The sequence below is a fragment of the Roseovarius sp. MBR-154 genome (assembly GCF_053628595.1).
The window spans coordinates 21,539-46,745 of the sequence record NZ_JBRJGR010000005.1 but is presented as its reverse complement, the minus strand read 5'-3'; the positions used below and the strand labels follow the sequence as shown (position 1 = coordinate 46,745).

The 25,207-nt window shown below is 65.4% G+C and carries 31 protein-coding genes; 16 read left to right on the top strand and 15 right to left on the bottom strand.

What is annotated here, in order from left to right:
- Positions 1-31: 31 nt before the first annotated feature.
- Positions 32-385: a DNA-directed RNA polymerase subunit omega gene (gene rpoZ, locus ACSSV4_RS08280; RefSeq protein ID WP_454274613.1), complete on the bottom strand. Its 354-nt coding sequence runs from the start codon at positions 383-385 to the stop codon at positions 32-34.
- 78 nt (positions 386-463) lie between these two features.
- Positions 464-1,030 (bottom strand): 2-amino-4-hydroxy-6-hydroxymethyldihydropteridine diphosphokinase, encoded by a 567-nt coding sequence (gene folK, locus ACSSV4_RS08275; RefSeq protein ID WP_454274611.1) that lies wholly within the window; start codon positions 1,028-1,030, stop codon positions 464-466.
- A gap of 144 nt (positions 1,031-1,174) precedes the next feature.
- On the opposite strand from folK, the gene ACSSV4_RS08270 reads away from it, so the two are divergent.
- The 3 genes from ACSSV4_RS08270 to ACSSV4_RS08260 all read left to right on the top strand — a co-directional run bounded on the left by ACSSV4_RS08270 (position 1,175) and on the right by ACSSV4_RS08260 (position 3,556).
- Positions 1,175-1,747, top strand: coding sequence for a LabA-like NYN domain-containing protein (locus ACSSV4_RS08270; protein WP_454274609.1), 573 nt, complete (start codon positions 1,175-1,177; stop codon positions 1,745-1,747).
- A 45-nt stretch (positions 1,748-1,792) separates the two neighbouring features.
- Complete coding sequence (locus ACSSV4_RS08265; RefSeq protein ID WP_454274607.1) at positions 1,793-2,248, top strand: YqaA family protein; 456 nt, start codon at positions 1,793-1,795, stop codon at positions 2,246-2,248.
- Between the two features lie 75 nt (positions 2,249-2,323).
- Positions 2,324-3,556 (top strand): MFS transporter, encoded by a 1,233-nt coding sequence (locus ACSSV4_RS08260; protein WP_454274605.1) that lies wholly within the window; start codon positions 2,324-2,326, stop codon positions 3,554-3,556.
- A gap of 8 nt (positions 3,557-3,564) precedes the next feature.
- Here the strand turns inward: ACSSV4_RS08260 and ACSSV4_RS08255 are convergent, their stop codons facing one another.
- Positions 3,565-4,011 carry a c-type cytochrome gene (locus ACSSV4_RS08255; protein ID WP_454274603.1) on the bottom strand — a complete coding sequence of 149 codons (447 nt, stop codon included), beginning with the start codon at positions 4,009-4,011 and terminating at the stop codon, positions 3,565-3,567.
- Between the two features lie 145 nt (positions 4,012-4,156).
- Here ACSSV4_RS08255 and ispH point away from each other — a divergent pair, with 145 nt between their 5' ends.
- The 7 genes from ispH to ACSSV4_RS08220 all read left to right on the top strand — a co-directional run bounded on the left by ispH (position 4,157) and on the right by ACSSV4_RS08220 (position 9,744).
- On the top strand, positions 4,157-5,107 hold the full coding sequence (gene ispH / locus ACSSV4_RS08250; protein WP_454274601.1) for a 4-hydroxy-3-methylbut-2-enyl diphosphate reductase: 951 nt from the start codon (positions 4,157-4,159) through the stop codon (positions 5,105-5,107).
- Positions 5,108-5,166: 59 nt separating this feature from the next.
- On the top strand, positions 5,167-5,979 hold the full coding sequence (locus ACSSV4_RS08245) for a GNAT family N-acetyltransferase (protein ID WP_454274600.1): 813 nt from the start codon (positions 5,167-5,169) through the stop codon (positions 5,977-5,979).
- Between the two features lie 93 nt (positions 5,980-6,072).
- Entirely contained in the window at positions 6,073-6,975 is a 903-nt protein-coding gene (locus ACSSV4_RS08240; RefSeq protein WP_454274598.1) for an EamA family transporter, read from the top strand.
- Between the two features lie 606 nt (positions 6,976-7,581).
- Positions 7,582-8,037, top strand: a complete 456-nt coding sequence (locus tag ACSSV4_RS08235; protein ID WP_454274596.1) for a DUF3429 domain-containing protein — start codon at positions 7,582-7,584, stop codon at positions 8,035-8,037.
- Positions 8,038-8,046: 9 nt separating this feature from the next.
- On the top strand, positions 8,047-8,664 hold the full coding sequence (locus ACSSV4_RS08230; protein ID WP_454274594.1) for a glutathione S-transferase family protein: 618 nt from the start codon (positions 8,047-8,049) through the stop codon (positions 8,662-8,664).
- Complete coding sequence (gene rnhA, locus ACSSV4_RS08225) at positions 8,657-9,124, top strand: ribonuclease HI (protein WP_454274593.1); 468 nt, start codon at positions 8,657-8,659, stop codon at positions 9,122-9,124. The genes ACSSV4_RS08230 and rnhA overlap by 8 nt, the downstream gene beginning before the upstream one ends.
- The gene (locus tag ACSSV4_RS08220) at positions 9,121-9,744 is read left to right on the top strand and encodes a trimeric intracellular cation channel family protein (protein ID WP_454274591.1); all 624 of its coding nucleotides are present in this window, start codon (positions 9,121-9,123) and stop codon (positions 9,742-9,744) included. Before rnhA ends, ACSSV4_RS08220 begins: the two co-directional genes overlap by 4 nt.
- 4 nt (positions 9,745-9,748) lie before the next feature.
- Here ACSSV4_RS08220 and ACSSV4_RS08215 read toward each other — a convergent pair whose 3' ends face one another.
- From ACSSV4_RS08215 to def (ACSSV4_RS08195), 5 genes are read right to left on the bottom strand one after another with little or no spacing between them, the layout of a single operon-like run.
- The gene (locus tag ACSSV4_RS08215; protein WP_080456380.1) at positions 9,749-9,988 is read right to left on the bottom strand and encodes a GlsB/YeaQ/YmgE family stress response membrane protein; all 240 of its coding nucleotides are present in this window, start codon (positions 9,986-9,988) and stop codon (positions 9,749-9,751) included.
- A gap of 3 nt (positions 9,989-9,991) precedes the next feature.
- The gene (locus ACSSV4_RS08210; RefSeq protein WP_297773142.1) at positions 9,992-10,234 is read right to left on the bottom strand and encodes a hypothetical protein; all 243 of its coding nucleotides are present in this window, start codon (positions 10,232-10,234) and stop codon (positions 9,992-9,994) included.
- Positions 10,235-10,238: 4 nt separating this feature from the next.
- A complete protein-coding gene (fmt, locus tag ACSSV4_RS08205) occupies positions 10,239-11,147 on the bottom strand; it encodes a methionyl-tRNA formyltransferase (protein WP_454274588.1) in 909 nt (302 codons plus the stop codon).
- Between the two features lie 39 nt (positions 11,148-11,186).
- Complete coding sequence (def, locus tag ACSSV4_RS08200; protein ID WP_454274586.1) at positions 11,187-11,675, bottom strand: peptide deformylase; 489 nt, start codon at positions 11,673-11,675, stop codon at positions 11,187-11,189.
- A complete protein-coding gene (def, locus tag ACSSV4_RS08195) occupies positions 11,672-12,190 on the bottom strand; it encodes a peptide deformylase (RefSeq protein WP_454274584.1) in 519 nt (172 codons plus the stop codon). Before def (ACSSV4_RS08195) ends, def (ACSSV4_RS08200) begins: the two co-directional genes overlap by 4 nt.
- A gap of 96 nt (positions 12,191-12,286) precedes the next feature.
- Here def (ACSSV4_RS08195) and ACSSV4_RS08190 point away from each other — a divergent pair, with 96 nt between their 5' ends.
- Positions 12,287-13,456, top strand: a complete 1,170-nt coding sequence (locus ACSSV4_RS08190) for a MalY/PatB family protein (protein ID WP_454274582.1) — start codon at positions 12,287-12,289, stop codon at positions 13,454-13,456.
- Positions 13,457-13,467: 11 nt separating this feature from the next.
- Here ACSSV4_RS08190 and ACSSV4_RS08185 read toward each other — a convergent pair whose 3' ends face one another.
- The gene (locus ACSSV4_RS08185) at positions 13,468-14,223 is read right to left on the bottom strand and encodes an EcsC family protein (RefSeq protein ID WP_454274580.1); all 756 of its coding nucleotides are present in this window, start codon (positions 14,221-14,223) and stop codon (positions 13,468-13,470) included.
- A 56-nt stretch (positions 14,224-14,279) separates the two neighbouring features.
- Positions 14,280-14,762 (bottom strand): GNAT family N-acetyltransferase, encoded by a 483-nt coding sequence (locus ACSSV4_RS08180; protein WP_454274578.1) that lies wholly within the window; start codon positions 14,760-14,762, stop codon positions 14,280-14,282.
- 93 nt (positions 14,763-14,855) lie between these two features.
- On the opposite strand from ACSSV4_RS08180, the gene ACSSV4_RS08175 reads away from it, so the two are divergent.
- Positions 14,856-15,458 carry a flavin reductase family protein gene (locus ACSSV4_RS08175; RefSeq protein WP_454274576.1) on the top strand — a complete coding sequence of 201 codons (603 nt, stop codon included), beginning with the start codon at positions 14,856-14,858 and terminating at the stop codon, positions 15,456-15,458.
- A 129-nt stretch (positions 15,459-15,587) separates the two neighbouring features.
- Here the strand turns inward: ACSSV4_RS08175 and ACSSV4_RS08170 are convergent, their stop codons facing one another.
- Entirely contained in the window at positions 15,588-16,541 is a 954-nt protein-coding gene (locus ACSSV4_RS08170) for a LuxR C-terminal-related transcriptional regulator (RefSeq protein ID WP_454274575.1), read from the bottom strand.
- Positions 16,542-16,788: 247 nt separating this feature from the next.
- Between ACSSV4_RS08170 and ACSSV4_RS08165 the strand changes: the two genes are divergently transcribed.
- The 4 genes from ACSSV4_RS08165 to ACSSV4_RS08150 are packed head-to-tail and all read left to right on the top strand — an operon-like array spanning position 16,789 to position 21,421.
- A complete protein-coding gene (locus ACSSV4_RS08165) occupies positions 16,789-17,448 on the top strand; it encodes an ABC transporter ATP-binding protein (protein WP_454274573.1) in 660 nt (219 codons plus the stop codon).
- Positions 17,426-19,060 carry a capsule biosynthesis protein gene (locus tag ACSSV4_RS08160; RefSeq protein ID WP_454274572.1) on the top strand — a complete coding sequence of 545 codons (1,635 nt, stop codon included), beginning with the start codon at positions 17,426-17,428 and terminating at the stop codon, positions 19,058-19,060. Before ACSSV4_RS08165 ends, ACSSV4_RS08160 begins: the two co-directional genes overlap by 23 nt.
- Before the next feature lies 1 nt (position 19,061).
- On the top strand, positions 19,062-19,895 hold the full coding sequence (kdsA, locus tag ACSSV4_RS08155; RefSeq protein WP_454274570.1) for a 3-deoxy-8-phosphooctulonate synthase: 834 nt from the start codon (positions 19,062-19,064) through the stop codon (positions 19,893-19,895).
- 29 nt (positions 19,896-19,924) lie between these two features.
- Positions 19,925-21,421, top strand: a complete 1,497-nt coding sequence (locus ACSSV4_RS08150; RefSeq protein WP_454274568.1) for a phosphomannomutase/phosphoglucomutase — start codon at positions 19,925-19,927, stop codon at positions 21,419-21,421.
- Between the two features lie 85 nt (positions 21,422-21,506).
- On the opposite strand, the gene ACSSV4_RS08145 is transcribed toward ACSSV4_RS08150, so the two are convergent.
- The 4 genes from ACSSV4_RS08145 to ilvD all read right to left on the bottom strand — a co-directional run bounded on the left by ACSSV4_RS08145 (position 21,507) and on the right by ilvD (position 25,162).
- Positions 21,507-21,884: a hypothetical protein gene (locus ACSSV4_RS08145; protein ID WP_454274566.1), complete on the bottom strand. Its 378-nt coding sequence runs from the start codon at positions 21,882-21,884 to the stop codon at positions 21,507-21,509.
- Between the two features lie 13 nt (positions 21,885-21,897).
- Entirely contained in the window at positions 21,898-22,656 is a 759-nt protein-coding gene (locus ACSSV4_RS08140) for a DUF6478 family protein (RefSeq protein WP_454274564.1), read from the bottom strand.
- A 72-nt stretch (positions 22,657-22,728) separates the two neighbouring features.
- Entirely contained in the window at positions 22,729-23,424 is a 696-nt protein-coding gene (locus tag ACSSV4_RS08135) for a hypothetical protein (protein WP_454274562.1), read from the bottom strand.
- Positions 23,405-25,162, bottom strand: coding sequence for a dihydroxy-acid dehydratase (gene ilvD / locus ACSSV4_RS08130; protein ID WP_454274561.1), 1,758 nt, complete (start codon positions 25,160-25,162; stop codon positions 23,405-23,407). Before ilvD ends, ACSSV4_RS08135 begins: the two co-directional genes overlap by 20 nt.
- Positions 25,163-25,207 lie beyond the last annotated feature (45 nt).

The window sequence follows — 25,207 nt, the reverse complement described above, 5'->3', positions numbered from 1 at the left end:
CAGGGTCGCGCCTTGCGGTCGTCAGGGCGGCTTAGCCTTGACCTTGTGCTTCCATCAGGGCGCGCAAGAGCTTTTCTTCCGACATGTCGTCGGGCTCGGGCTTGTCCGCCTCACCGCCCATCAGCAGGGCCATGGAATCCTCTTCCGGCTCATCCACCTCGATCTGTGTCTGATTCGATTCGATCAGCCGCTCGCGCAGGTCATCGGCCGATTGGGTTTCCTCGGCGATCTCGCGCAGGGCGACGACCGGGTTCTTGTCGTTGTCGCGGTCCACCGTCAGCGGCGATCCTGCAGCAATCTCGCGGGCGCGATGCGCGGCGAGCATCACCAGATCGAAACGGTTCGGAACCTTGTCAACGCAATCTTCAGTCGTAACGCGGGCCATAAGACCTCCGGGCAGGGTTTGGGCAGGGATCAGAAGCCCCTTATCTAGGGCGTCGAAACCGGATTTACAAGCGTAGAATCAGAGCGCCACCACCGCGTCGCGTGCCTCTTGCGGCAAGGCCTCCAGCATCTCGCGCACCGAGCGGCCAAGCACCGGATGCATCCAGTGCGGGGCCACATCGGCCAGCGGCACCAGCACGAAGGCGCGCTCATGCACGCGCGGATGCGGCAGGATCAGATGATCGGGCGCGCGCGCCTGCTGCGCCTGCGGGGCGAGCGCGCGCCACGCTTCGTATCCCGCGCGATCAGGCCGCACCAGATCCCCGATGCCGATCAGATCGAGATCGAGCGTGCGCTGTCCCCACCGTGCCCGGCGCTCGCGCCCGAACGCCGCCTCGACGGCGTGCAGCGCGGCCAGGACCGCGTCGGGACCACCAGGCATGCGCAGGACAGCGGCAGCATTGACGAAATCCGGACCGCTGCCTGCGGGGAAGGCCGGCGTGCGGTAAAAGCGGCTCACCGCCTCGATCCGCGCGCCGCCCGCCGTCAGATGCTGCAGCGCGGCATCGACGGTTTGCTGCGGAGACCCGGCGCGCGACGGCATGTTTCCACCGATGGCGATCAAGCATTGTTGATCCGAAGTCATGCCCAACCTATCCTTTTGTGACATAGCATGCGCTTGCGCAGCTTTCGATAAACCCCTAACTCAATTCCCTGCCTTGCCCAGTCCACATCACTCCCACCACTCACACTCACGGGCAAGGCATACCGATTTGGAAGGACATTAATCATGTTTTACAAGGACGATCGTTTGGCGTTGTTCATTGATGGTTCGAACCTTTATGCCGCCGGCAAGGCGCTCGGGTTCGACATCGACTACAAACTCCTTCGTTCCGAGTTCATGCGTCGTGGCAAGTTGCTGCGCGCGTTTTACTACACCGCGTTGCTGGAAAATGACGAGTATTCGCCAATCCGCCCCTTGGTCGATTGGCTGCATTACAATGGCTATTCCATGGTTACGAAACCGGCCAAGGAATATACCGACAGCCAGGGCCGTCGCAAGGTCAAGGGCAACATGGATATCGAGCTGTGCGTCGATGCGATGGAACTCGCGCCGCGCGTCGATCATATCGTGCTGTTCTCTGGCGATGGCGATTTCCGGCCGCTGGTCGAAAGCCTGCAACGCCAGGGCGTGCGTGTCTCGGTCGTTTCAACGATTCGCAGCCAGCCGCCGATGATCTCGGACGATCTGCGCCGTCAGGCCGACAACTTCATCGAACTGGCCGATCTCAAGGACGTGATCGGACGCCCGCCGCGCGAATACCAGAACGAGCGGCAGGAGGCCTATGCCGATCAGGAATGACGCTGTCCTGACACGGCTTTGCAATGACGCCCGGATCCGCCACGCATGAGCATGGCGGACCCGGGCGTTTTGCTGCAATTGGGCGGGCTCTTTCTTGCTGCATTCGGCGCGGCCACGATCCTGCCGTTTCAATCCGAAGTAGTCTTTGTCGGCCTGCAACTGTCGGGCACGGCCTCGATTGTCTGGTTGATCGTGGTGGCGAGCGTGGGCAACACGCTCGGGGCCGTGGTCAACTACGTGATGGGGCGCGGGATCGAGCGGTTTCGATATCGCCGCTGGTTTCCTGTCAATGCAGCACAACTGGCCCGCGCGCAGCGCTGGTATGCCCGCTGGGGCGTCTGGACCCTGCTGATGAGCTGGGCCCCTCTGGGCGACGCCTTCACCGTGATCGCAGGCGTCATGCGCACACCGGCCTGGCTGTTTCTCATACTTGTGACCATCGCGAAGACCGGGCGCTATATCGTGCTCGCGTGGCTGACGGCGCAGGCGAGCGGCGCGTGATGCAGGGCATCACAAAGGTTGAATTGACCAGCCGTTCAATTGCCGTAACCTGCGCCCGAACCGCGCGAGGCCCTGATGCAGAAATCCGCCCCCCTTGTCACGCCCGTCCTGATCGCGGGCTGCACGATCATCCTGATCTCCTTTGCGATCCGCGCCTCCTTCGGGGTATTCCAGATCCCGATTGCCGAGGATTTCAACTGGCCCCGCGCCGAATTCTCGCTCGCCATCGCGATCCAAAACCTCGCCTGGGGCTTCGGCCAGCCGATTTTCGGTGCCCTGGCCGAGAAACTCGGTGACCGAAAGGCGATCATCCTCGGGGCGCTGACCTATGCGGCGGGGCTGGTGCTGTCGTCCTTCGCGGTCACCCCCGAGGCGCATCAGCTTTATGAGATCCTCGTGGGCTTTGGCATCGCAGGCACCGGCTTTGGCGTGATCCTTGCCGTGGTGGGGCGCGCAAGTTCGGACGAGAACCGCTCGATGAGCCTCGCCATCGCCACCGCTGCCGGGTCGGCGGGGCAGGTGTTCGGCGCGCCGGTGGCGGAATTCCTGCTGTCGGTGATGACATGGCAGAGCGTGTTCCTGATTTTCGCCGCCGTGATCCTGGCCGTACTGGCAATGCTGCCGATGATGCGCGCGCCCGAACCGGTGGATCGCAACGTCATCGAAGAGTCGATGGGCACGATCCTGCGCCGCTCGGTCCGCGACCCGTCCTTTACTCTGATTTTTCTCGGTTTTTTCAGCTGCGGCTATCAACTGGGCTTTATCACCGCGCATTTCCCGGCCTTTGTCACAGAGATGTGCGGCCCGATCCTGCCCGGCGGCGCGCTGCACAATATCGGGATCACCACCACCTCGGCGCTTGGTGCGGTGGCGATCTCGCTCATTGGCCTCGCCAATATCGCGGGCACGCTGACGGCGGGCTGGCTGGGCCATCGCTATTCCAAGAAGAACCTGTTGGCGGGCATCTATCTGGGCCGAACGCTGATCGCGGCGGCCTTCATCCTGACCCCGATCACGCCCGCCACAGTGCTCTTGTTCTCGGTCTCGATGGGGGCGCTGTGGCTGGCGACGGTGCCGCTCACCTCGGGCCTGATCGCGCAGATCTACGGGCTGCGCTACATGGGCACGCTCTACGGGATCGTGTTCTTCTCGCATCAGCTTGGCAGCTTCATGGGCGTCTGGCTGGGTGGCAAGCTCTATGATCTGCACGGCGATTACACGCTGGTGTGGTGGGTCGGCATCGGCGTGGGCGCGTTCTCGGCCATCGTGCATCTGCCGGTCAGGGAGCAACGCTTGACGGTGGCGTGACAGCCGCCCTAACCGCCCGCCTCGTCATTGATCCGGTCATGAATGCCGATCACCCGCTCCGGCCATGTCGATTTGATATAGGCCAGAACCTCGCGCATCTCCGCCTCGCTCTGCACGCCCGCATAGCCAGGCATGCGGCTCTTGTAGCCCTGCCCCACCACCGCCGCCGTGCCGCGCCGCACGATATCGAGCAGCACACCGTCCGGATGATGCCAGGTATGACCGGTCTCGTCATGCGGCGGGGCGGGCAGATAGCCCTCGGCGTTGCGGCTCTTCCAGTCCGGCGCACCTTGCAGATCGGCCCCGTGACAGGTGGTACAGGTCTCGGCATAGATCTGCGCGCCGCGCGCCACGGCCTCCGCGTCGCGATACGGCAAGAGCCCGTCGGACGCGCCCGCCGCGGCGGAGGATACAAGGCCAGTCAGGGCGATCAGGGCGATCTTCATCACGCGCATGGAAAACTCCGTTTCGATCCTCTCGCGCCTGCATCTCGCCTTCCCCCGCTGGAAGGTCAAGCCCGCCACATCGCCTGATTCTGCCGCCTGTCCCTTTACGCCGCCCGCCGCCTGCCTTACCTCTGGTCCAAGCAGGAGACGCGCCATGACCAAGCCCCCCCTCACCCTCTACCTTGCCGCGCCGCGCGGGTTCTGCGCCGGTGTGGACCGCGCTATCAAGATTGTCGAGATGGCGCTCGCGAAATACGGCGCTCCGGTTTATGTGCGCCACGAGATCGTGCATAACAAATTCGTGGTCGATGATCTGCGCGCCAAGGGGGCGATCTTTGTCGAGGAACTTGACGACTGTCCCGACGACCGCCCGGTGATCTTCTCCGCCCACGGTGTGCCCAAATCGGTGCCCGTCGAGGCGGCGGCGCGGCAGATGCTCTTTGTCGATGCCACCTGCCCGCTGGTGAGCAAAGTGCATATCGAGGCCGAGCGTCACCATGAGAACGGGTTGCAGATCGTGATGATCGGCCATGCCGGGCACCCCGAGACGGTGGGCACGATGGGTCAATTGCCGCCGGGCGAGGTGCTGCTCATCGAGACCCCCGGCGATGTAGCCACGCTCGAGGTACGCGACGCGGCGAAACTTGCGTTCGTCACCCAGACCACCCTCTCGATCGATGACACCGCCGAGATCGTCGCCGCACTCACCGCGCGCTTTCCCGCCATTGTCGGCCCGCACAAGGAAGACATCTGCTACGCCACCACCAACCGGCAGGAGGCCGTCAAGGCGATGGCCGAGAAGACCGAGGCGATGCTGGTGGTCGGCGCGCCCAACTCGTCCAACTCGCGCCGTCTGGTCGAGGTTGGCGCACGCGCCGGGTGCTCCTATTCGCAGCTTGTCCAGCGCGCGACTGATATCGACTGGCGCGCATTGCAGGGCATCACTTCCATCGGCATCACCGCCGGGGCGTCAGCCCCCGAAGTTCTGGTAAACGAGGTCATAGACGCCGTCCGCGCCCGCTATGACGTGACCATCAAGCAGGTCGAGACCGCGCAGGAAAACGTCGAGTTCAAGGTGCCAAGGGTACTGCGCGCGACGGCGTGAGCCGAAAGGCTGGCGCGACTGCGCGCCGCGTGTCATCCTCTCCGGAGGGGGACACGCGCATGACAGCGGCAGGAGAGGTATTCGGAACCGAGGCGCAACGCGCCCTCCTGACGCGCGGTGCATACGCCTATGCCCTGCTGCGCGACAATCCGCGCTTTAGCTATTACGGGCGCACCGTTGGCATCGCCACGCCTGAAAGCGGCGATATCTCCCTGCTCTCCGCGCTCACCCGGCTGCAAGGCAGCAGCGCCTACGGCCGCGTGCCCAATGTCGACCTGCCCCGCCACGTCGAGACAGCGCGCGAGCAGGGCCTTGCGATCACCGTCTACACCCGCTGGGAAGGCGGGGTGGCGGCCCGCGACACCGCCCGCGCCATCCTGCGCGACCACCCCCTGCCCAACGACCTGACGACCGAATGGATCGACGCCGACGCCCCGTCCGAGAGGCTCGCCGTGCTGGCCGAGGTGGCGCTCGCCTGCGGCGTTCTGCCGCCTGCGGGCGCGGTGCTGCGCGGGCAGGCGCGGCCCGGTCTGGGCCTCATCGCGCGCGATCGCGAGGGGCGCGCGGTCGCCTGCGCCGGCGCGGCAGCCTATGTCCATCCTGATCAGACGCTGGGCCGGGCGCAGTGCTGGTGGGGGATGCTGGCCACGCATCCCGGCCGGCGCGGCGAGCGGCTGGCCCTCATCCTCGGGGCGATGGCCCTGATCCGGATGCAGGACCGCTATGGCTTCACGCAGGTCTTCACCGGGGTCGAGCCGGGCAATGCCGCCTCCGAGGCGGTCTGCCGCCGCATGGGCCTTGCTCCCGCCGACACGAGCGTCCTGAGCGTGGCGGATGCGGCCCTCCTGCCCGGCGGGCGAATGACAAAGTAGTCCCCGCGACCCATCCACCCTTGCCAGCCCCGCCCTTCCTCCCGCGCCCGAACACGCGCTGGTCTGGCGCGACGATCCGGTGCATGAGAGGGTATGGACCTTTGGATCATACTCTCGGTCGCGGCGGCGGCATTTCAGACCCTGCGCTTCATGCTGCAGAAACACCTCAGCATGGGCGCGCTCAGCGCGGGCGGCGCGACATTGGCGCGGTTCTTCTATTCCGCGCCCTTCGTGGTGACGCTGGCCCTTGGCTATCTCTGGGGCACGGGCGCGGTCTGGCCCGGATATAGCCTGCTCTTCTGGCTCTATGCCGTGGCCGGTGGCCTGTCGCAGATCCTCGCCACATGGTGTGTTGTTGCACTGTTCTCCGAGCGCAATTTCGCCGTAGGCATCACCTTCAAGAAAACCGAGGTGGTGCAGACCGCCATCGTGGGCCTGGTGATCCTCGGCGACCGGATCACGCTCTGGGGGCTTGGGGCGATCGTGCTGGGCCTTGTGGGCGTGCTGATCCTGTCGGAGACCCCGGGGCTGGAGGGGCGGTGGTGGCGCCGCTTCACCAATCGCGCGGCGTTTCTGGGGCTGGCATCGGGGGCATTCTTTGCGGTCTCTGCAGTTGGCTATCGCGGCGCCACGCTGGAGATCGCAAGCACCGATCCGCTGTCGCGCGCCGGGCTCACGCTGGCGGTGGTGACGGTGATGCAGGCGGTGGCGCTCACGCTGTGGCTGATCTGGCGCGAGCCCGGACAGGTGGGGCGGGTGATCGCCGCGCACCGCACGGCGGTGTGGATGGGCCTCACCGGCATGGCGGGCAGCCTGTGCTGGTTCACCGCCTTCACGCTGGAAAATGCCGCGATGGTGTTTGCCGTGGGGCAGGTCGAGGTGATCTTCTCGCTCTTCGCCTCGGTGCTGGTGTTCGGCGAGCGGATCAGCCGGCGCGAAGGTTGGGGGATCGCGCTGATTTCACTTTCGGTGGTCGCGGTGGTGCTCTTGCGGTGAGCAGGTTTGGTTTGCCCCGGAGCGGACCCAGGCAGTGAGCCGGATGCCACCGGGTTCAGAACTTTCGAAGCATGGCCCGGCGCGGGCGTTCCCCACCTGAACGTCTTTGATCCGACCGGTCCCGATCACCGCGATTGCGAGGCGGCGTTCGCCGGGCGGCTGCCACTGGTGAACGTCAATCCGCTGGCAGTGCCCGCCGGTGCAATCTCAGGCCACGCGCGCCACGGCAAGGAGCGCGGGAGGGCGCGCACGCCTGCGAGACGCCCTCGTCATGACCGCCCCCGTTGCGATGGAAGCCCCCGATCCCGGCGTCGGATACGACCGGCAGCACAACGTCGGATAACCCCGGAAGGTCGCCTTCACCGCCCCTGTGCGAACGCTTCAGCAATCCGCCAACGCCCCAAGGCGCGAGGCCAGGACACGCCTCGCAGGCCCAGCTTGACCCGGACGGACACACGATTCCGCGCAGGGGGCATCGCGCGACAATGATCGTTACAGGCCATGTTCCGACAATGGCGACCGACGGAACCGTCCAGCTTAACAGCAATCCAACTAATGTCCCATCCGGCCTTGCCAACCCCGCCCCACCGCGCCAATTTGCGGCCCATGTTCCAGACCATCCCACGCGCTCCGCTGATCCTCGGCCTTGCCGGTCTTCTCCCCTTCCTTTGGGGGGCGCTGACCGTGCTCTTGCCCGATCTCGGCCTCTGGACTGCGCAAACCATCGGCCCGCGCTTTGCCGGGCCCTATGTGATGCTCTTTTATGGCGCGGTGATCCTGTCCTTCATGTCCGGCGTGCTCTGGGGTTTTGCCGCCAAGGCGCAAGGCCCCCTCGCCACCACCGGCTACGCGCTCTCGGTGATCCCCGCGCTCTGGGCGTTCTTCATGACCGGCGGCGGACCGATCTCGGCGGGGACGAACCTGATCTTCGGCTTTGCCGGGCTGTTACTGCTGGACATGCAATTCGCCCGCTGGGGTCTTGCGCCCGCATGGTGGATGCCGCTACGGCTCTTGCTCAGCGCCGTGGTGATCGCGTGCCTCGCGGTCGGCGTTTTTCTCTGAGGGCCAAACATGACCGATCTGACGCTCTATTCGATGCCCTCCTCGGGCAACAGCTACAAGGTGCGGCTCTTGCTGGCGCTCGAAGGGCGGGCCTATACCCATGTGCCGATCGAGACCAACACGCAGGAGTTGGCCGAGGCCAAGGCGGCGGGGCATCTGCCCTTGGGCAAGCTGCCCGCGCTGCATCTGAAGGGTGGCACGATCCTGACGGAATCGAACGCGATCCTGTGGTATCTCGGGCGCGGCACAGGATGGGTGCCCGAGGGCGCGGTGGAACAGGCGCAGATGCTCGCCTGGATGTTCCTCGAGCAGAACCGCCACGAGCCGGTCGTCGCGGTGCGCGCCTCGCTCGCCACCTATCCGCATCTCGCACATGAGGCCACGCCCGAGCGCATGGCCGATCTGCTCGATCAGGGCCATGCGTTGCTTGGGCTGATGGAGAACTCGCTCGAGGGGCAGGACTGGTTCTGCGGTCCCTCGCCCACACTCGCCGATGTCGCGCTCTACGCCTATACCCACACGGCGGGCACGCGCGGCGGGTTCGACATGGGCCGCTTCCCGCGCCTCACCGCATGGTGCGCGCGCATGGCGGCGCTGCCGGGTTACGTTGGGCTGGCGGATGGCTGATCTCTTTGCCTATACCGACGGCGCCTGTTCCGGCAATCCCGGCCCCGGGGGCTGGGGCGTGCTGATGCGCGCGATGGCAGGCCAAGAGATTGTCAAGGAACGCGAGCTTTCCGGCGGCGAGGCCGACACCACCAACAACCGGATGGAGCTTTTGGCGGCGATCCACGCGCTCGAGGCGCTGTCGAAACCCTCTGCCATCACCATCGTCACCGACAGCGCCTATGTGAAGAACGGCATCACCGGCTGGATGCATGGCTGGAAGCGCAACGGCTGGAAAACCGCCGCGAAAAAGCCGGTCAAGAATGTCGAGCTGTGGCAGCGTCTGGATGAGGCGCAAAAGCGCCACAGCGTGACCTGGGAATGGGTCAAGGGCCATGCGGGCCACCCCGAAAACGAGCGCGCGGATGAACTGGCCCGCGCGGGCATGGCCCCGTTCAAGCCGGGCAAATCCGGGGCATGAGCGCGCTTATCCTGCTTGATTACGCCTCGGTGCTGATCTTCGCCCTGACCGGCGCGCTCGTCGCCTCGCGCCAGCAACTCGATATCGTGGGCTTTGCCTTTCTCGCCTGTCTGACGGCGGTGGGTGGCGGCACGCTGCGCGACGTGCTGCTGGATCGAAACCCGGTGTTCTGGATGGGCAACCCCGACTACATCCTCATCGCCTGCGCCGCCGCCCTTCTGGTCTTTGTCACAGCGCATCTGGTTGAGAGCCGCTATCGCTGGCTCTTGTGGCTCGACAGTTTCGCGCTCGCCGTCGCCGTGCCCGCAGGGGTCAGCGCCGCCATGGCGATGCGCCAGACCGAGGTGATCGTGGTGCTGATGGGCATGGTCACCGGCTGCATGGGCGGGCTGATGCGCGACGTGGTGGTGGGCGAGGTACCGCTGGTCCTGAAACAGGGCGAGCTTTACGTCTCGGCGGCCTTCGCGGGCGCGCTCGGGGCTGTGGGTGCCGCGCGCGTCACCGACGACCTGCTGCTGATCCTCGGCATCTGCGCCGTCGTCACATGGGCTCTGCGCGCAGGCTCGCTCGCCTTCGGCTGGCGACTGCCGGTCTACCGCGCGCGCCCGCCCCGCATGTAAAGCGTCACTTGCGCCCCAGATACATCCGGTAAAGCCAGATCAGCAGCAGCGATCCCAGCACCGCGCCAATGAGCCCGCCCAACAGCCCGGTCACCATCAGCAACACCCGGATCACCACCCCTCCAATCAGCGCCCCCGCAATGCCGATCATCACGGTCTGTACCACCCCCGCCTCGATCCGCATCAGCCGGGTCGCGAGAAACCCGGCGGCGGCGCCTATGATGATGAGATAGACCACGCCCATGGATCACCTCCGCCTGCGCCAATGAGTCGGCACGATGATCAATGCCCCCACCGAGGACAGAATGGCGTCAATCCCGGGCGCGCCGAAGCGGATGCCGAACATGATGCGGATGAAGTAAAAGAGGAAAGCGCCGCCGACGCAGATGATGATCGACGGGAGATAGCCGTTGCGGGTAAAGCCGCTTTTCTCGCTGGCATAGCCGACGATCCCGGCGATCACCACCGTGCCGAAAAGTTGCAGGAACATCGCGTCACTCCAATCGGCTGCCGCGCGGCCAGGCCATGCCGCGCAGGAACTCGGGGCCATCCTGCGCCGCACGACCTGCGCGTTGCAAGCGCAAAAGCCGCACGGCGCCGCGCCCGCAGGCGACGGTTGCCTCGGCGTCCAGAACCTCGCCGGGGGCACCTTGCCCCTCGGCGACGCGCGAGGCGAGCAGTTTCACCCGCTCGGCCCCGGCCATGCACCACGCGCCGGGAAAGGGCGAGAGGCCCCGGATGCGCCAGTCGACCTCTTGCGCGTCAAGGCTCCAGTCCAGCCGCGCCTCGGCCTTGTCGATCTTGGCCGCATAGGTGACGCCTGTCTCGGGTTGCGGTTCGGGCTGCAAGCTGTCCAGCCGCCTCAGAGCCTCGACGATCAGCCGCGCGCCCATGTCCGACAGCCGGTCATGCAACCGCCCCGTGGTCTCTGATTCGCCGATCTGCGTTGCCTCGCGCAGGAGCACCGGCCCGGTATCGAGCCCCGCCTCCATCTGCATGATGCAGATGCCCGTCTCGGCATCGCCCGCCATGATCGCGCGGTGAATGGGGGCGGCCCCGCGCCAGCGCGGCAGGAGGCTTGCGTGGATGTTGAGACAGCCCTTCGCGGGCGCGTCGAGCACCGCCCGCGGCAGGATCAGGCCGTAAGCCACGACCACCGCCACATCGGCCTTGTGCGCGGCGAACGCCGACTGTTCCTCCACCCCCTTCAGGCTCACCGGGTGACGCACCAGCAGACCCAATGCCTCGGCGCGCGCCTGCACCGGGCTGGGGCGGTCCCTTTTGCCCCGTCCCGCCGGGCGCGGCGGCTGGCAATAGACGGCGGCCACCTCGTGCCCCGCCTCGACCAGCGCATCGAGTACCGGCACCGAGAAATCCGGCGTTCCCATGAAGATCACACGCATGACACCTCCCTAAGGGTTGGGTTTCCGTAGGGTGGGGTTTCACCCCAGCTTTCTTGCCCGCCTGAGCAGCATGTCCCGCTTCACGCGGCCCAACCGGTCGAAATACATCCGCCCCTGCAAATGGTCGATCTGATGCTGCACGGATGTGGCCCAGAGCCCGACGAAATCACGCTCCTCGACCTCGCCTGACGCATTGAGAAACCGCACCGTCACCGCGCGGGGCCGCGCGATCACCGCCGAGACGCCGGGCAGGCAGGGGCTGGCCTCCTGATGCTCGCGCAGTTGCACGCTGGCATGCAGGATTTCGGGATTCGCCATCCGCACTACCTGCCCGCGCGCGTCGCTCGCATCGACCACCGCCAGTGCCTGCATCTCGCCAAGCTGCGTGGCCGCCAGCCCGACGCCCGGCATCGCCTCCATCACCGCGATCATCTCGTCCCAGATCGCGTGGGTCGCATCGGTGATTTCGGCGACCGGGGCAGCAGGCGTTCGCAGCCGCTTGTCGGGCCAGCGCAGAACCGCCCTCACGCGCGCGCCTGCTCGCGCTTGAGCTTTTGCATGCGCCGGGTGATCATCTGCCGCCGCATCGTGCCCAGATAGTCGATGAAGAGCTTGCCGTTGAGATGGTCGATCTCGTGCTGCACGCAGGTCGCCCAGAGCCCATCGAAGGTCTCGGCCTGCGGATTGCCATCCCGGTCGATCCAGCGCACATCGACGAGTTTGGGCCGGGTCACATCGGCGTATTGATCGGGGATCGACAGGCAGCCTTCCTCATAGGTGTTGGTCTCGTCGGAACGGGCTACCACCTCGGGGTTGAACATCACCAGCGGGCGCGGGGCCTCGCCCTCGTCCTTGACGCAATCGAGCACGATCAGGCGGCGGGTCACCCCCACCTGCGGCGCGGCAAGGCCAATGCCCGGCGCGTCATACATGGTTTCCAGCATGTCGTCAGCCAGCTGGCGCAGATCGTCGCTGAGATCGGGCACAGGCTCGCAGACCTTTTTTAGGCGCGGGTCGGGGTGGATGAGGATCGGGCGTTTCATGGCGCTTGATTTAGGCGATCGGCGCGTGATCCGCAACGGTCTTGCACCCCGCGCGCAATCGTCTAGCCTGCGCCGCGTCACCCCAAGGAGAACCCCATGAATTTCGACGAGATCATCGAGCGCCGCGGCACCCATTCCGACAAGTGGGACATGATGCAGACCAAATACGGCATCTCGCCGCAGGACGGGATCGCGATGTGGGTGGCCGACATGGATTTCCGTCCGCCCGCCTGCGTGACCAAGGCGCTCAACGGCATGACCCGGCACGGGATCTATGGCTATTACGGCGATGACAGGGGCTATCGCGCCGCGATCCGGTGGTGGATGGCCGAGCGGCATGGCTGGCAGATCGAACCGGAATGGATATTTACCACGCACGGTCTGGTGAACGGCACCGCGATGTGCGTCGACACCTATACCGATCCGGGCGATGCGGTGGTGCTCTTCACGCCCGTCTACCACGCCTTTGCGCGGGTGATTAACGCCGCCGGGCGCGAGGTGCGCGAATGTCCCCTCGTGAACAATGACGGGCGTTACGAGATGGATTTCGCCGCCTATGACGCGCTGATGACCGGCAAGGAACGGATGCTGATCCTGTGCTCGCCGCATAATCCCGGCGGGCGGGTCTGGACGCGTGAGGAACTGGAGGGCGTGGCCGATTTCGCCCGGCGGCACGACCTGATCCTCGTCTCGGACGAGATCCATCACGATCTGGTCATGCCCGGCCACCGGCATATCCCGATGGCGCATATCGAGGGCGTTGCCGACCTGTTGGTGATGATGACCGCCACCACCAAGACGTTCAATATCGCGGGCGCGCATCTGGGCAATGTGATCATCCCCGATGACGCGCTGCGGGTGCAGTTTGCCAAGCGGATGGCGGCGATGGGGCTGTCGCCCAATTCCTTTGGCCTGTTCATGGCCGAGGCCGCCTATTCCCCTGAAGGCGCGGCCTGGGTCGACGTGCTCTGCGCCTATCTTGACGAGACACGGTCGATATTCGACGCCGGTGTGAACGCCATTCCAGGCGTCAAATCCATGCCGCTGGAGGCCACCTATCTGGCCTGGGTGGATTTCTCCGGCACGGGCATGGAGGCCGCCGAATTCACCCGCCGGGTGGAACAGGAGGCGCGCATCTGCGTCAATCATGGCCCCACCTTCGGCACCGGCGGCGACGGGTTCCTGCGGTTCAACATCGCCACCCCGCGCGCGCGGGTGGCCGAGGCGGTGGAGCGGTTGCAGGCGGCCTTCGCCGATTTGCAGTAGGGGTTTCCCCGTTATCCCCGCCCTGCCCTTTCGCGAAACGCCAGAACCAACTCCTGCGGGTCGCGGTCGGCGTCGATAGCCAGTCGGCGCAGCCCGAAATGGACATGCGCCATATCCTGATAATACCGCGTATAGGCGTAATTCGTAGCCGCCCCGGCGGCTGCGCCCAGCACCGGCACGGTCTGCGCCGCCAGCTTCTGCCCCAGAACGGCCGCCAGTCGCGGGGCGACTCGCGCGATCAGCGCGCGCATCGCGGCCCCGGTCAGTGTCACCCGCGTGCCGATGAATCCCAAATTTGCCCCGTCATCCTCAGATAGCGGGCCAGCGGCCCCGAACACCTCGATGGAATCGAACCGCACGCCCGGCTCGGACGGGTCGAACCCGTGCTCGCTCGCCACGTCCTGAATCGCGCGCAACAGGATCGTCGTGGTCGCCGGCAATTCCGCCAGCGCCGTCGGCAGCCCGCCGAACCCGCCGGCTGCCCCCATCACCGTGGTCAACGCCCGGATGCGCCAGGCGGGCCCGTCGCCCACCACCTCGCGCGAGCGATGCGCGGCCTCGGCGGCATGGCGCAGCGCGTCTTCAGTCGCGGAATTGAGCCGCATGCGCGCGGCCGGTGGCAGCCGGTCCAAGAGGACCTCGGCCTGCCAGCCGATGAGGTTCAGCACATCCATAGCGGCATTGCCCGCCTGCGCGTTGCGACGCACAAGTGCATCGAGCCGCGCCTCTGTCGTGGTCTCGTCGATCGGTCGGCCCAGAAGTTCCATCGCTCCGCCCTGTCAGCACTCTCACCGGATCAAGCTGCGCATGGCCTGCGGAAAAATCAAGCGGCGCGCGTCACCTCACCGCACACACCGTCCCACGCGCCGGGCTGCAAGGCCAGCCCCAGCACGCGCTCGGGGTTGGTGGGCGGCGGCATCATGACACCCTCCAGCCGGGCAAAGCCGAACCGCCCATAATAGGGCGCGTCCCCCACCAGCATCACGCGCAGCCAGCCGCCAGCACGCGCCCGCTCCACGCTGTCGCGAATAAGCCACGCGCCCAGCCCCTCGCCCTGATGGGTGGGATGCACCGCCACGGGGCCCAGCAGCAACGCACGCTCGTCCGCCACGCACACCGGCCAATAGCGGATCGCCCCCGCCACGATCCCGTCCTCGCGCGCCACAAGGCACAGATCAGCGACCGGCGGCACCCCGTCACGCAGCCGGTAGGACGAGAGCGCCTCGCGCCCCGGCGCGAAACACAGGTCATAGAGCGCCTCGACCTCCCAATGATCCTCTGGCCCCTCGGGCCGCACATCCAACATGGCGCGCCATACCTTCGCGAATATCGACTGGCAAAGCGCGTAGCACGGCGTTACGGCTGGCACAAACCGGATCACCCCGAGAGGAAAGACGCGATGTTCTACAGACCCGAGGATGGCCACGGCCTGCCGCATAATCCCTTCAACGCGATCGTCACCCCCCGGCCCATCGGCTGGATCTCGACCCGCGATGCGCAAGGCCATGACAACCTCGCGCCCTACTCGTTCTTCAACGCGGTGGCCTATGTCCCGCCGCAGGTGATGTTTGCCTCGACCTCGGCCAAGCCCGACCGCGACGGCACCAAGGACAGCGTCGCCAATATCCGCGACACCGGCGTGTTCTGCGTCAATATCGTCAGCGAGGCGCTGCGCGACGCGATGAACCAAACCTCCGGGCCATGGGGCCGCGAGGTGGACGAGTTCACCGATGCCGGGCTGGAAAAGGCTCCTTGCGAGACGGTGGACTGCGCCCGCGTGGCGGCCAGCCCCGCGAACCTCGAATGCAGGCTCACGCAGATCGTGCAATTGCCGGGCGAGGCGAATTTCGTGGTCTTTGGCGAGGTCACTGGCGTGCATATGCGCGACGACTGCATGGTGGATGGCCTGTTTGACGTCACCCGCTTCAACCCGCTGACCCGGCTGGGCTATCAGGATTACTCGGTGATCCGCGAGACCTTCAGCCTGAAACGCCCGAAATAGGATTCGGACGCTGCGGGCGATCGCCGTTTCGCGTGCGGTCGCGGCCGGGGGGGATGCGAATAGCGACGACGTGACGTTGCGTGAGTGGCACCTTGGTTCCTCGCATTGCGATAGGCAAGCAACGTTCCGCTATTTCTGACGATCCAGCAGCAGCGCCCGCAATCCCTGCCCGCTGCCTGCCAGACCCAGCTTCTGGCGGATGTTCATGCGGTGGAAATCCACCGTGCTGGTGCCGCGCGACAGGGCACGGGCGATTTCCTTTGTGGTCAGCCCGCGCAGCACCATCTGCGCCACCTCGCGTTCGGTCGGGGTCAGCCCTTCCATCAGCGCGGTCAGCCCGGTGCCCTGCGCGCCGGTGAGCCGCGTGAGGTTCTCCTCGATCAGCCGCAGATAGAGCGTGGCCGTCTCATCCCGGCCCATCCGCGAGCGCAGCTTGCCCAGATGCGGCATGACCAGCCCCTTGATCTGCTGCGCGATTCCCGCATCATGCTCGGCCCGGGCCGTTTCGAGATTGGCCAACAGCACGCGCAGGGCGGTGTTGGCCTCGTCCATCTCACGGGTGCGGTCGGCCACACGTCGTTCCATCTCATCGAGCGCCGCCTGCAAGTCCTGCTCCAGCCGCTGGCGGCGATCCATCTCCGACAAGAGCGCCAGATCCGCCTCGATCACGCGGGCAAACTCGCGCAAGCCCTCGCGGAACATCAGCGCGCGGCGGTTGCGGCGGCGGTCGAGCACGCAGATCGTGCCGAACACCTCACCACCGGGCCATTTCAGCGGATAGCCGATGTAAAAGCTCATCCCGTGTTCGAGATCGTCATTGTCGTCCCAGTCCGGATCGCAATGCGCGTCCTCGACCACCAGCTCACCATCGCGGCGCATCACCCCGTCACAATAGAGCCGCGCGCTGAGGGTAAAACGCTGACCCGGAACATAGGGATTGTCACCGCCCGCGCTGCTGACATGGACCGAATGATAGGGCGGGTGGCTGCGCATCACCAGGCTTGCCGGCACATCCGCAAGACGCGCGATCAGGTCGACGATACGCTGCCAGTTGGCCAGCGTCTGCGCGGGAATCTCCGGCATTGCCCGCATCACCCTCCGGCCCCCTCTGCTGCGCCCTGCGCGCAGATTACCCCCCGCAGGTTGTTTTCGACAAGCATTGGCCGGGTAAGGATCAGGAAATTGCCATGTTTTCGGTCGCTGATCGCATAATGTTGCCTTGTTCCAATGGCACATTGTGCGCAGATCGGCAATAATGGCGCGATGAGGCTAAGCCGACCTTAAGAGTTTCCCGGTATCAACGGGAGGGCAGTTCAACCGGGGGCATTTGATGCTCGAATTCGAGAATGTCAGCAAGTCCTTCTGGACCGGCACACAGCACAAGGTCATTCTCGGCCGCGTTTCGTTCCGTGTGGAGCTTGGCAACAGTCTCGGAATCCTCGCCCCCAACGGCACCGGCAAGACCACCCTGATCAACATGATGGCCGGTCTCGAGAAACCCGACGAGGGCGTGATCCGTCGGGGCTGTCGGATCTCCTTTCCGCTGGGCTTCATGGGCGGGGTCGTCGGCCGACTGTCGGCGCTTGAGAACGCGCGCTACATCGCCCGGCTCTACGGGCTCGACCCCGATTACATCGAATCCTTCTGCCGCTGGCTCTGCGGGCTTGGCGAATATTTCGACCAGCCCATCGGCACCTATTCTTCGGGCATGCGGGCACGGTTCAGCTTTGCCTTGATGCTGGCACTGGATTTCGACATGTATCTGATCGACGAGGGCATGCCCGGCTCCACCGATGTGGAATTCAACCGCAAGGCGGGCGACATCCTGCGCGAGCGTCTGAGCAGCACCACCATCGTCATCGTATCGCACGACCCCAAGGTGCTCGAGAAATTCGCGCGCTCCGCCGCTGTCCTCATGGGCGGCAAACTCTACATGTTCGACACCTTGGAAGAGGCAAGAGAGCTTTATGACTACGAAACCCAAGGTTAGGAAATTCCGCATCCGGCGCAGCGCGCCCGGCCCCGCCATGGCGGCGCAGGACGGCAATGCCGCGCGCAGCTATGAGCCCGGGCCGCAGCCCGGTCCCGAGCCGGACCCGCAGACCGCCTATAGCGGCGAGGTGGCCTCGGCCCGCGAGACCGGCACGGCCCAAAGCATCGACGATATCCGCCGCGAGGGGCTTACCGGGCGCGAACTGCGCATGGCCCGGCGTATGGCGCAAAAGCACGGGCTGGCCCCGACCTCGGATTTCGATGCGGTCCGGCTGTTGCGGGCGCGCGGCATCGACCCGTTCCAGCGTGCCAACATCCTCGAACTTGTCGCCAACAAGACCGAGGACGGCGCGCCGCGCACCGAGGATGCGCTGCCCAATGATCGGATGCAACTGCCCCAAACCGTGCCAGCCGGCCACCATCGCAACCTGCCCGCCACCGACATGAGCCCGGCGGATCGCCGCGCCATGGAGATCCAGACCATCCAGCGCGATATCGGCCGTCGCCGTCGGCGCAAGCTGGCCCTGCTGTTTTCCCGGCTGATGGCCTTCGTGATCCTGCCGACGATTGTCGTGGGCTATTACTATATGGCCATCGCCACCCCGATGTACGCCACCAAGTCCGCCTTCCTGATCCTGTCGGCAGATGGCGGCAGCGGCGGTGGCGGCGGCGGGCTTGGCGGGCTGTTGCCCAGCCAGTTCGCCACCGGGCAGGATGCCATCGCGACGCAGGAATATCTCGAATCCAAGGATGCGATGCTGCGGCTCGATGCCGATGTCGGCTTTCGCGCGCATTTCAGCCAGCCGCATATCGACCCGCTGCAACGGCTCGATCCCGATGCCTCGAACGAAGAGGCCTACAGCCTCTATCGCAAATACGTGAAACTCGGCTACGACCCGACCGAAGGCGTCATCCGGATGGAGGTCTCGACCGCCGATCCGGCCATCAGCGCGCAATTCTCCGAACGCCTCATCGCCTATGCCGAGGAACGCGTCGACGAACTCAGCCAGGAAAAGCGGCAGGATGCCGTCAAGACCGCGATCGACAGCCTTGAGCAGGCAAAGGCCGAACGCCGCGAGGCGCAGGAGCGGCTCGTCACGTTGCAGGAGGGCAGCATCCTTGATCCCGAGGGCGAGATTGCGGGCATCCGCAGCCTGATCACAACGGTGGAATTGCAACTACAGGAAAAAGAGCTCGATCTCAGCATCCAGATGAACAATGCCCGGCCCAACCGCGCGCGGGTCGAGGCTCTCGAGACCGAAATTCGGATTCTACGCAGCGAGTTGGATCGACAGAAGGCGCGGCTTACCGAGGCGACCGAGGGCGACAGCTCGCTGGCCTCCAAGACCGCTGCGATCCAGATGGCGCAGGCCGATCTCGCAACCGCCGATCTGGTGCTGCAATCGGCGCTCGAATCCAAACGCCAGTCCGAGATCGAGGCCAACAAGCAGGTCCGCTTCCTGACCGTCAGCGTCCGCCCCCTGCCCTCGCAGGATGCCGCCTATCCGAAGGTATTCGAGAACACCATACTGGCCTTCCTGATCTTTTCTGGTATCTACCTGATGATCTCGCTCACGGCGTCCATTCTGCGCGAACAGGTATCGTCCTGATATGACACACATCGACCTGAACGGGCTTTGCATTGGCAACGATCAGCCCCTGACTCTGATTGCCGGGCCCTGTCAGCTCGAATCCGCGGATCACGCGCAGATGATCGCGGGCCAGCTTCAGCAGGCCTGCCGCGCCGCCGGGGCCGGGCTCATCTTCAAGGGCAGTTTCGACAAGGCCAACCGTACCTCGCTCGGCGGACAGCGCGGGCTTGGTCTCGACGAGGGGCTCAAGGTGCTGCAATCGGTGCAGCAGGCACTCGGACTGCCGGTGCTCACCGACATCCACCTGCCCGAGCAATGCGCGCCCGTGGCCGAGGTTGCCGAGGTGCTTCAAATCCCCGCCTTCCTGTGCCGACAGACCGATCTGCTGATTGCCGCCGGTGAAACAGGCGCGGTGATCAATGTAAAGAAGGGCCAGTTTCTCGCCCCTTGGGACATGCCCAACGTCATCTCCAAGATCGAGAGCACAGGCAACACCCGCATCCTGCTGACCGAGCGAGGTACCTCATTCGGTTACAACACGCTGGTCGCCGACATGCGCTCGCTGCCGCAGATGGCCGCCACCGGCTATCCGGTGGTGATGGACGCCACCCATTCGGTGCAGCAGCCGGGCGGCCGGGGCGGCTCGTCGGGCGGGCAGCGCGAATTCGCCCCCGTCATGGCGCGCGCCGCCGTCAGCCTCGGCGTGGCCTGCGTGTTCATCGAGACGCATGAAGATCCCGACAGCGCACCCTCGGACGGGCCCAACATGATCCCACTGGCGCAAATGCCCGCACTGATCGACACACTGATGCAGTTCGACCGTCTGGCCAAGGCAAATCCGATCACCCTCTGACCCCAAAGACCAACAAAAACGAGTATTTCATGACCAAACCACTGCCGACCGTCACCCCCAACACTTGGGAATTCCTGCGCGACGCGATGATCGCACCCACCGGCTTTCGCGAATATGACGCGCGCTGGAAATATCCCGACGAGATCAACCTGCCCGGCATCACCGCGCTTGGCCTCGGGCTTGGCACGCAGATCCGCGCGCGCGGCATCGAACCGGTGATCGCGGTCGGCAACGATTATCGCGACTATTCGCTGAGCATCAAAAATGCGCTCATCCTCGGGCTGATGCAGGCGGGCATCACGGTCAAGGATATCGGCCCCTGCCTGTCGCCGATGGCCTATTTCGCGCAATTCCATCTCGACGTGCCCGCCGTGGCGATGGTTACCGCTTCGCATAACCCCAATGGCTGGACCGGGGTCAAGATGGGGTTCGAGCGGCCCCTAACCCATGGCCCTGACGAGATGGCCGAACTCAGGGACATCGTGCTCGAGGGGCGCGGAGAGCCGCATCCGGGCGGCGCCTATGACTTCGTGCCGGGCGTGCGCGAGGCCTATCTCGACGACCTCGCCGGCGACTTCAGGATGACCCGCAAGCTGCGCGTCGTCTGCGCCACCGGCAATGGCACCGCCTCGGCCTTCGCGCCCGAGTTGTTCGAGCGCATCGGCGTAGAGGTGATCCCGTCGCATAACAGGCTCGACTACACCTTCCCGCATTACAACCCGAATCCCGAAGCGATGGAAATGCTGCACGACATGGCCGATACGGTGCGCGCCACCGGGGCCGATTTCGCGCTCGGTTTCGACGGCGACGGCGACCGCTGCGGCGTGGTCGATGACGAGGGCGAAGAGATTTTCGCCGACAAGGTGGGCGTCATCATGGCGCGGGATCTCTCCAAGCTGTACCCCAACTCCACCTTCGTCGCGGATGTGAAATCCACCGGCCTCTTCGCCTCCGACCCCGAGTTGCAGAAGAACGGCGCCCGCGCCGATTACTGGAAGACCGGCCACAGCCACATGAAACGCCGGGTCAAGGAACTGGGCGCGCTGGCCGGGTTCGAGAAATCCGGGCACTACTTCCTCTCCGAACCGGTGGGCCGCGGCTATGACTGCGGCATGCGCGTCGCCGTTGAAATCTGCAAGCTGATGGACCGCAACCCCGACATGTCCATGTCGGACCTGCGCCGCGCCCTGCCGGTGACCTGGTCCACGCCCACCATGTCGCCCTGGTGTTCGGATACCGAGAAATACGCCGTGCTGGACCGGATCGTCGCGCGGCTGGTCGCCAAGAAGGACGCCGGTGAAACGGTCGCGGGCCGTCCCATCAAGGAGGTGGTGACGGTGAACGGCGCGCGCGTCATCCTCGACAACGGCTCGTGGGGGCTGGTGCGTGCCTCAAGCAACACACCCAACCTGGTGGTGGTCTGCGAAAGCAGCGCGAGCGAGGCCGAGATGCGCGCGATCTTTGCCGATCTCGACGCTGTAATCCGCACCGAGCCTGCGGTGGGCGATTACGATCAGTCGATCTGAGGGCGTGCACCGCGCCTGACCCCGATATGCCTTGACGCCGCGCGCCAAGGCGGCGGCCTCAAGGTACAGCCGCACAGCGCCCGGGTTACATCGTCTCCAGACAATGCCGCCGGAACGCACGTTTCAAGAGGTCCAGTTCCTCGCGCAAAAGCGCCATTTCGGCGCGGATATCATAGCTCAGAACGTCCCCCGCCAAAAGCGCGAAACTGTCCAGGACCGCGCCACTCGCCCGATCGCGGATGAGAAATGTCTGCACCCCGTCGGCGATCTTCTCGGGCGGCACCGGTATGCGCACCACCCAGTCGCCGCTCTCGGAGCGGGCGATCACCTCGACCCCTTCGACCGGCTCCTGAAGGTGGGTCACTTCGATCTCGGGGGCGGCAACGGCATCGCTCGTGCCGCTCAGCACCCCCTCCCACACGCCCTCGAACAGCCGGGTCTTGGTCAGTGTCAGATCGCTCATGATCGGTCCTTTCCTAGAGATCCGCGCGCGGGCGGCGGCTGAAGGTGACGTCGCGCAGCACGACCTGGCTCATCTGGGGATTCTCGAAGATCAGGTCGATCCAGGCCCGCTCCACGCGCTTTTCGTTCAGGGTCGAATAGGCGAGGTCGAACTCGACCATGATCTCTTCTTCGTTCAGTGGCAATTCGCGCACGATCTGCTGGGTGTTGGGCCCGTGCTTGATGTTGAGCCGGGCAAAGATCTCGAGTGGCTTTTCCAGTTCCACGATGGTGTCCATGCGAATGAGATGCCGCCGGGTCAGCCCGTCGATGGCCTCAAGCGGGAAATCGAGCACCAGCGACAGGAACGAGCCGTCGAAGGCAAAGACGTCCATACGCAGCCCATAAGGCGCCAGATCGGCCTCGCGGCTGTTGCGCAGCTGGCGCAGCGACAGTTCGGAATGGGCGCAGTCGTGAAACAGCGTCACCTCGCGCCCCAGCATGGATTTGGACGGCACCGAGGCCATGCCGGGCGTGGGCAGCGGTTCACGCCAGACCTCGGGGCGCCAGGCCCAATCGGTGCCATGCGGCCGCGGAAAGGCGTTGGAGCCGATCGTCGGCAGCGCCAGACGATTGTCGGCGATCGAGATCACCTCGTTGAGCGAATAGAGCAACTTGCGCGCCCGCGCCCGCGCTCGACGCAGCGTGCCGATATCCATCGCCGGGGCGTTGCGCGCGGCCTGCCGCCATTTGCGCAAGCTGCGCCGATGCATCGCGACATCGAGAATCTTCATGCAGACCGCACCTTTGCCAGGCCTCTCGGGCGGGAAGGCCCCGTTTTATATAATGACTGTCTTTGCATAGCATTAATTCGAAACAGGAAACAATCCGCCGAATAGGGTGCCGCGCCCGATAGAGCCGCCAGGGGCTTCGCTGGCTGTCCGGCTCACCGTCTCCGGCACCAGGCTTGCGCCACGCATCGCCTCGGCGAGACCACGCAGCAGTCTGCGGCCCTCGGGCCCTGCCACCACCCCGCCCGCAGGCCCGTAGGCGGCAAGCCCCACGAGATGCCCGTTGATCACAAGACTGGCGCGCCAATGGGCCGGGTCGCCGCCGGGCAGCACCGTGTCACCACCCCCCGCCACATGGACGAGGGCCAGACCATCATGGTCCTCGGCACTGCGCACCGCCTCGGGTCCAAGTGCTTCGGCCATGGCGGCGGCGGAGGGCTGTTCGGCCCCGCCCGCACGCGGCAGAACGGAGACGGTCATCACCGCCGGCGCGACCGCGATGCCAGCCTGCTCTGTCAGGCTTTCACAACTGGCCAGCAGCGCGAACCGCCCGCCGGGGTTGCTCTTGATGCTGCTACGGTCAACGCAATAGCCGCGCGGCCCGGTCACCGTCACGTCGCCATCGTAAAAGGCCACGGCGCGCAATGCGTCATCCGGCCCGGCCTCGCCCGCCGCGTCGAGACAGGCGGCAAGCGGCAGGCAGACAAGCAGCAGCCAGGCGCGCAAAGTCCCGCGCCGGGCCGCGACCATCTCAGAGGTCCATGTAGACATGCCGTTCGGCCTTGCCGCCCGGATGGGTGACCGCTCCCTTGTAGGTCTCGCCGACAAGCTGCGCGAACTTCCAGATCGCGCCCGAGGCATAGAGCGTCGCGCGCGGGCCGGTCCAGGTCTCCTTGCGCTTGGCCAGTTCCTCATCCGAGAGATCCACTGACAATTCGCCCTTGATCGCGTCGATGGTGATCACATCGCCGGTCGCGATCAGCGCAATCGGCCCGCCATGTGCCGCCTCGGGGCCGACATGGCCCACGCAAAAGCCGCGCGTCGCACCCGAAAAGCGCCCATCGGTGATCAGCGCCACCTTCTTGCCCATGCCCTGACCGCTCAGCGCCGCCGTGGTCGACAACATCTCGCGCATGCCGGGGCCGCCTGCGGGGCCCTCGTTGCGGATGACGATCACCTCACCCTCCTCGTATTGCCGCGACTTGACCGCCTCGAACGCGTCTTCCTCGCATTCGAAAACCCGCGCCGGGCCGGTAAAGACCTGATGTTCGGGCGCGATGCCTGCCACCTTCACGATCGCCCCCTGCGGCGCGAGATTGCCCTTGAGGCCGACAACGCCGCCGGTCTTCGTGATCGGCGTCTCGATCGGATAGATCACCCGGCCATCGGCCTCGCGCTCGATCAGGTCGAGTTCCTCGCCGATGCTGCGGCCCGTGGCGGTCATGCAGTCCTCGTGGATCAGCCCAGCCTTGCGCAACTCCTTCATAACCACCGGAATGCCACCCGCATCATAGAGATCCTTGGCCACATAGGCCCCGCCCGGTTTGAGATCGACGAAATAGGGCGTATCGCGGAAGATGTCGCAGACATCCTCTAGGAAGAAATCAATCCCCGCCTCATGGGCAATCGCCGGCAGGTGCAGCCCGGCATTGGTGCTGCCCCCGGTGCAGGCCACGACGCGCGCGGCGTTCTGAAGGCTCTTGAGCGTCACCACATCGCGGGCGCGGATGTTTTTCTCCAGCAGGTCCATCACCGCGCGACCAGACGCCTCGGCATATTGGTCACGGCTCTCGTAGGGCGCGGGCATGCCCGACGAATTCATCAGCGCGAGGCCAATCGCCTCGGAGACACAGGCCATGGTATTGGCGGTGAACTGCCCACCACAGGCCCCCGCCGACGGGCAGGCCACGCGCTCCAGCGCGTCGAGCGCCTTGTCCGACATCTGCTTGTTCTGGTGCCAGCCGACGGCCTCGAACATGTCCTGCACCGTCAGGTCGCGGGTGCGGAACTCCTCGGGGATCTCGTCGATCTGCGGGGCCTTGCCCGGAAGGATCGAACCGCCATAGATAAACACCGACGGAACGTTGAGCCGCACCATCGCCATCATCATCCCTGGCAGCGACTTGTCACAGCCCGCAAGCCCCACCAGAGCGTCATAACAATGACCGCGCATCGTCAACTCCACCGTGTCGGCAATCGCCTCGCGGCTCGCCAACGAGCTGCGCATCCCCTCATGGCCCATGGCGATTCCATCGGTCACGGTGATTGTGGTGAACTCGCGCGGGGTGCCATGCGCCTCCTTGACGCCGCCCTTGACCGCCTGCGCCTGACGGCTCAGCGCGATATTGCAGGGGGCCGCCTCGTTCCAGCAGGTCGCCACACCGACGAGGGGCTGATGGATCTCCGCCTCGGTCATTCCCATCGCGTAGTAATAGGAGCGGTGCGGCGCGCGCGCCGGGCCTTCGGTCACATAACGGCTGGGCAGTCTGGCTTTGTCGAACTTGGTCATGAGGGGCCTCCCGGAATTAGCTGGCAATCGGTCTAGGCCAGAGCC